The sequence below is a fragment of the Pseudomonas sp. P5_A2_2 genome (assembly GCF_054177685.1).
In genome coordinates, this window is the sequence record NZ_JBGCUL010000317.1 from 1 (window position 1) to 4881 (window position 4881).

A 4881-nucleotide genomic window follows, 5' to 3' on the forward strand; every position below is an offset into this window, starting at 1 on the left:
TCCTGATCAACGAAGTCACCCCGGAACGCATTCGCGAACTGTGGCAGAGCGACAGCGGGCGCAGTGAGCGACTCTGGGCGCAGCTGGTGGAACTGGGCCTGACCGCCTTGACCGTGCCCGAGGCGCAGGACGGCATGGGCATGAATGAGCTGGATTTCGTGCTGATTGCCCAGGAGTGCGGTTATGCCGGGCTGCCAGAACCGCTGGTGGACACCATGCTGGTCGGCGTGCCGCTGCTCGCCACCCTGGATGAGCAACACGCGCCACTCAAACAAAAATGGTTGTCGCGGGTTGCCGAGGGCCGAGCGCGTCTCGCGGTTTCCGAGCCGGGTAATCCGCTGGTCAGCGATGCCCATGTCGCCGATCTGCTGTTGCTGGCCCATGGCGACGAAGTGCATGCAGTGGAGCGTGATGCCGTGCGCCTGACCCGCAACGAGTCGGTCGATCCGAGCCGTCAGCTGTTCCAGGTCGAGTGGACGCCAACTCCCGCCACCTGCGTCGCCAGCGGTGAGCAGGGCCGACGCCTGTGGGCGGCCGCCTTCAATCGTGGCGCCCTCGCCAGTGCCGCGCAATTGCTTGGGCTGGCCAAACGCATGGTCGACCTGGCGGTGGACTACACCTTCGAGCGCAAGCAGTTCGGCAAGCCGGTGGGTTCGTTCCAGGCGGTCAAGCATTTGATGGCCAACGTCGCGGTACAGATCGAGTTCGCCAAAGGCCCGCTGTACCGCGCCGCTTACGCGCTGGCCGAGCAGCAACCGGGGCAAGACGTGCTGGTATCCCACGCCAAACTGGCAACGGCGGAAGCGGCCATGCTCGCCGCGAAGAACACCATCCAGGCCCACGGCGCCATGGGTTACACCTGGGAAGTCGACTTGCATCTGTTCATGAAGCGCGCCTGGGCTCTGGACAAGGTCTGGGGCGATCGCGGCCATCACAAAGGACGGATTCGCGCTGCGCTGTTCGGCGGCAACCCCGCGCTGGGTGCGGGCAGTACGTTCTAACTCATCAGTAAGGGTGACTACATCCCTGTGGGAGCGAGCTTGCTCGCGATGAGGCCGGCACATCCAACATTGATGTCAGCTGACGCACCGCCATCGCGAGCAAGCTCGCTCCCACAGGTTATCGGCGCCTGATTTTAATATTTTCACCGAGGTACACCATGCCGGAAGCCTACATTGTCGACGCCCTGCGTACGCCCACCGGGCGGCGCAAGGGTGGTCTGAGCCAGATCCACGCCGCCGACCTGGGCGCCCACGTATTGCGCGCACTGGTCGAGCGCAATGCCATTCCCGACGAGGATTACGACGACGTGATCTTCGGCTGTGTCGACACCATCGGACCGCTGGCCGGGGACATTGCCCGCACCAGTTGGCTGGCGGCCGGTCTGTCGCAAGCGGTGCCGGGCACCACCATCGATCGCCAGTGCGGTTCGTCCCAGCAAGCGGTGCACTTCGCCGCCCAGGCGGTGATGAGCGGCACTCAGGACGTGGTCGTCGCCGGTGGCGTGCAGACCATGACCCAGATCCCGATTTCCTCGGCGATGATCGCCGCCGAACCCTTGGGCTTCACCGATCCGTTCAGCGGTTCCGAAGGCTGGGTGCGGCGCTATGGCGCGCAACCACCGACGCAGTTCCGTTCGGCGCAGATGATCGCGGAAAAATGGGACCTGTCCCGGGCGCAGCTTGAAGCCTATTCGCTTGAGTCCCATCGACGTGCCTTGCAGGCCATCGAGCAAGGCCGCTTCAACCGCGAGATCGTGCCACTGGCCGGCGTGATGCATGACGAAACGCCGCGCCAGACCAGCCTGGAAAAAATGGCCGAGCTGGAATTCCTGTTCGGCTGTGACCGGGTGACCGCTGCGGTGTCGAGCCAGACCTGTGACGCGGCCAGCGCGATGCTGATCGTCTCGGAAGCGGCGCTAAAGCGTTACGGCCTGACACCCCGTGCGCGTATCCATCACCTGAGCGTGCGCGCCGAAGACCCGATCTGGATGCTCACCGCGCCGATCCCGGCCACGGCCTACGCGCTCAAACGCGCGGGCATGAAGCTCGAAGACATCGACCGCGTGGAGATCAACGAAGCCTTCGCGTCGGTGGCCATGGCCTGGTTGAAAGAGACGGGCTACCCCCATGAACAGACCAACGTCAACGGCGGCGCGATTGCCCTCGGCCATCCGCTGGGCGCCACCGGCACCCGCTTGATGTGCACCTTGCTGCATGAACTGGAGCGCAGCGGCGGACGCTTCGGCATGCAGACGATGTGCGAAGGCGGTGGTCAGGCCAACGTGACCATCATCGAACGTTTGTAAACCAGGATGCACACCGATCCTGTAGGAGCGAGCCTGCTCGCGAAGACGTAGTGTCAGCTACATCAATGTTGGCTGACCCACCGCTATCGCGAGCAGGCTCGCTCCTACAGGGATTGTGTCGACCAGTGATGAATTTGGAGGATGTAGAACATGAAAATCTGTGAAAACCGTGTGGTGATCATCACCGGTGCCGGCGGTGGCCTGGGCCGCGCCTACGCGCTGGCCTTCGCCGCTGAAGGCGCGAAAGTGCTGGTCAACGACATCAACCGCGAAGCGGCGCTGGCCGTGGTCGGCGAAATCCTCGGCCAGGGCGGCAGCGCCGTGGCCAATAGCGACGACATCACCCGCTATGACTCGGCGGGGCTGATCGTGCGTCAGGCCATCGAAACCTTCGGCGACCTGAACGTGGTGGTCAACAACGCCGGCATCTGCCGCGACCGCATGTTCGCCAGCCTCAGCGAAGCCGATTGGGACGCCGTGGTAGCCGTGCACCTGAAGGGCCACTTCTGCATTTCCAGCCACGCCGTGAAGTATTGGCGTGAGCAGGTCAAGGGCGGCGCCAGGGTCGATGCGCGGATCATCAACACCAGTTCCGGCGCCGGTTTGCAGGGCTCCATTGGCCAGTCCAACTACGCGGCGGCCAAGGGCGGTATTGCCTCGCTGACGCTGGTGCAGGCGGCGGAACTGGGCCGCTACGGGATCACCGCCAACGCCCTGGCGCCGGCCGCGCGCACCGGTATGACCGAGCAAGTGTTCGCCGACACCATGAAAAAGCCTGAAGAAGGCTTCGATTATTTTGCCCCGGAAAACGTCGCGCCGCTGGTGGTGTGGCTCGGTTCCGAGGCTTCCGCCGAGGTGACCGGGCAGATGTTCGAAGTCGAGGGCGGCAAATTGTCGATCGCCGACGGCTGGCGCCGTGGTCCGCAACTGGATCGCCAGGGCCGCTGGGCAGTCGGCGAAATGGGCGATGCCGTCGCGCAGCTGGTGGTTCAGGCCGTTCCGGCGGCCAAAGTGTACGGCAGCTGAAAAAGACCGGTCTCGGGAGGGCTGTGCATGGCTATAATCGGCCCCTGATGCCGATCACCTGTAGGAGCGAGCCTGCTCGCGAAGAACTCAAGCGCAACGCGTTCATCCAGACAGGGCGCGTTTTCGTTAACGTCCATCGCGAGCAGGCTCGCTCCTACAGATGCAAATGACCCACGTTCCCTCCAGACGAGACCTGCCATGACCATTTCCCTGTACGACGCTTCCGTGCCTGTTTTCCAGCAAATGCTCAACGCCCTGAGTGATGTACTGAAAAAGGCCGAGGCTCACGCCACCGAGAAAAACATCGACCCTAACGCCTTCCTGCAAGCGCGCCTGTTCCCGGACATGTTCCCGCTGGTGCGTCAGGTGCAGATCGCCGTTGATTTCAGCAAGGGCGTTACCGGTCGCCTGGCCGAAGTCGAATTGCCGAAGTACGACGACACTGAAACCACCTTCGCCGAACTGCAAGCGTTGATCGCCAAGGCTCTGGCCTTCATCGGCAGCATTACGCCTGCGCAGATCAACGGCAAGGAAGGCATCGAGATCGTGACCCGTCCGGGCACGCCTAAAGAGAAGCGCTTCAGCGGCCAGTCCTACCTGCTGACCTACGGCCTGCCGCAGTTCTTCTTCCACGTCACCACCACTTACGCACTGCTGCGCCACAACGGCGTGGAAGTGGGCAAGCGTGACTACATGGGCGCGTTCTAAACAGTTCAGGTACAAAAAAGCCCGCCAAGGTTTGCGCCTTGGCGGGCTTTTTCGTTGTTGAGCATTCTTCATCTACACCGCTTGACCTGTGGGAGCGAGCTTGCTCGCGATGGCGGTATAACTTTCAACATTTATGTTGACTGACCCACCGCTATCGCGAGCAAGCTCGCTCCCACAGGGTCCGCAGTGTTATGCCAATCGCTGTACTTTTTCTTCTTCACCCAGGCAAGCCGCCGCGGTGAACAGCACATCGGTGGACGAGTTCAGCGCGGTTTCCGCCGAGTCCTGCAATACGCCGATGATGAAACCGACCGCTACCACCTGCATGGCGATTTCGCTCGGGATGCCGAACAGGCTGCACGCCAGCGGAATCAGCAACAGCGAACCACCCGCCACGCCCGAAGCACCGCAGGCGCAGATCGCTGCGACGACGCTCAGCAGGATCGCGGTGGGAATGTCCACGGCGATGCCGAGGGTGTGCACGGCCGCCAGGGTCAGTACGGTGATGGTGATCGCAGCACCCGCCATGTTGATGGTCGCGCCCAGCGGGATCGATACCGAGTAGGTGTCTTCGTGCAGGCCCAGACGCTTGCTCAACTCCAGGTTGACCGGAATGTTCGCCGCCGAGCTACGGGTGAAGAACGCCGTGATGCCGCTCTCACGCAGGCAGGTCAGGACCAGCGGGTACGGGTTGCGCCGCAGTTTCCAGAACACGATGAGCGGGTTCATCACCAGTGCCACGAACAGCATGCAGCCCAGCAGCACGGCCAGCAGGTGCGCGTAGCCGATCAAGGCGCCGAAGCCGGAGGTGGCCAGGGTCGATGCCACCAGACCGAAGA

The 4881-nt window shown here is 63.0% G+C and carries 5 protein-coding genes; 4 read left to right on the plus strand and 1 reads right to left on the minus strand.

What is annotated here, in order from left to right; translation table 11 throughout:
* Positions 1–2 precede the first annotated feature (2 nt).
* The 4 genes from ACXRVY_RS17240 to ACXRVY_RS17255 all read left to right on the plus strand — a co-directional run bounded on the left by ACXRVY_RS17240 (position 3) and on the right by ACXRVY_RS17255 (position 4042).
* Complete coding sequence (locus ACXRVY_RS17240) at positions 3–1001, plus strand: acyl-CoA dehydrogenase family protein (RefSeq protein ID WP_458237838.1); 999 nt, start codon at positions 3–5, stop codon at positions 999–1001.
* A gap of 158 nt (positions 1002–1159) precedes the next feature.
* Entirely contained in the window at positions 1160–2308 is a 1149-nt protein-coding gene (locus tag ACXRVY_RS17245) for an acetyl-CoA C-acetyltransferase (RefSeq protein WP_223462338.1), read from the plus strand.
* A gap of 150 nt (positions 2309–2458) precedes the next feature.
* Complete coding sequence (locus ACXRVY_RS17250) at positions 2459–3334, plus strand: SDR family oxidoreductase (RefSeq protein ID WP_223462337.1); 876 nt, start codon at positions 2459–2461, stop codon at positions 3332–3334.
* 198 nt (positions 3335–3532) lie between these two features.
* Positions 3533–4042: a DUF1993 domain-containing protein gene (locus tag ACXRVY_RS17255; RefSeq protein WP_223462336.1), complete on the plus strand. Its 510-nt coding sequence runs from the start codon at positions 3533–3535 to the stop codon at positions 4040–4042.
* Positions 4043–4231: 189 nt separating this feature from the next.
* On the opposite strand, the gene sstT is transcribed toward ACXRVY_RS17255, so the two are convergent.
* Positions 4232–4881: serine/threonine transporter SstT (sstT, locus tag ACXRVY_RS17260; protein ID WP_458237839.1), on the minus strand; the 650-nt coding region annotated here is incomplete at its 5' end.

Excerpts from the sequence above, each read along its gene's own strand:
- ACXRVY_RS17245 (WP_223462338.1), top strand. The coding sequence starts at position 1,160 with ATGCCGGAAGCCTACATTGTCGACGCCCTGCGTACGCCCACCGGGCGG.
- ACXRVY_RS17250 (WP_223462337.1), top strand. The coding sequence starts at position 2,459 with ATGAAAATCTGTGAAAACCGTGTGGTGATCATCACCGGTGCCGGCGGT.
- ACXRVY_RS17255 (WP_223462336.1), top strand. The coding sequence starts at position 3,533 with ATGACCATTTCCCTGTACGACGCTTCCGTGCCTGTTTTCCAGCAAATG.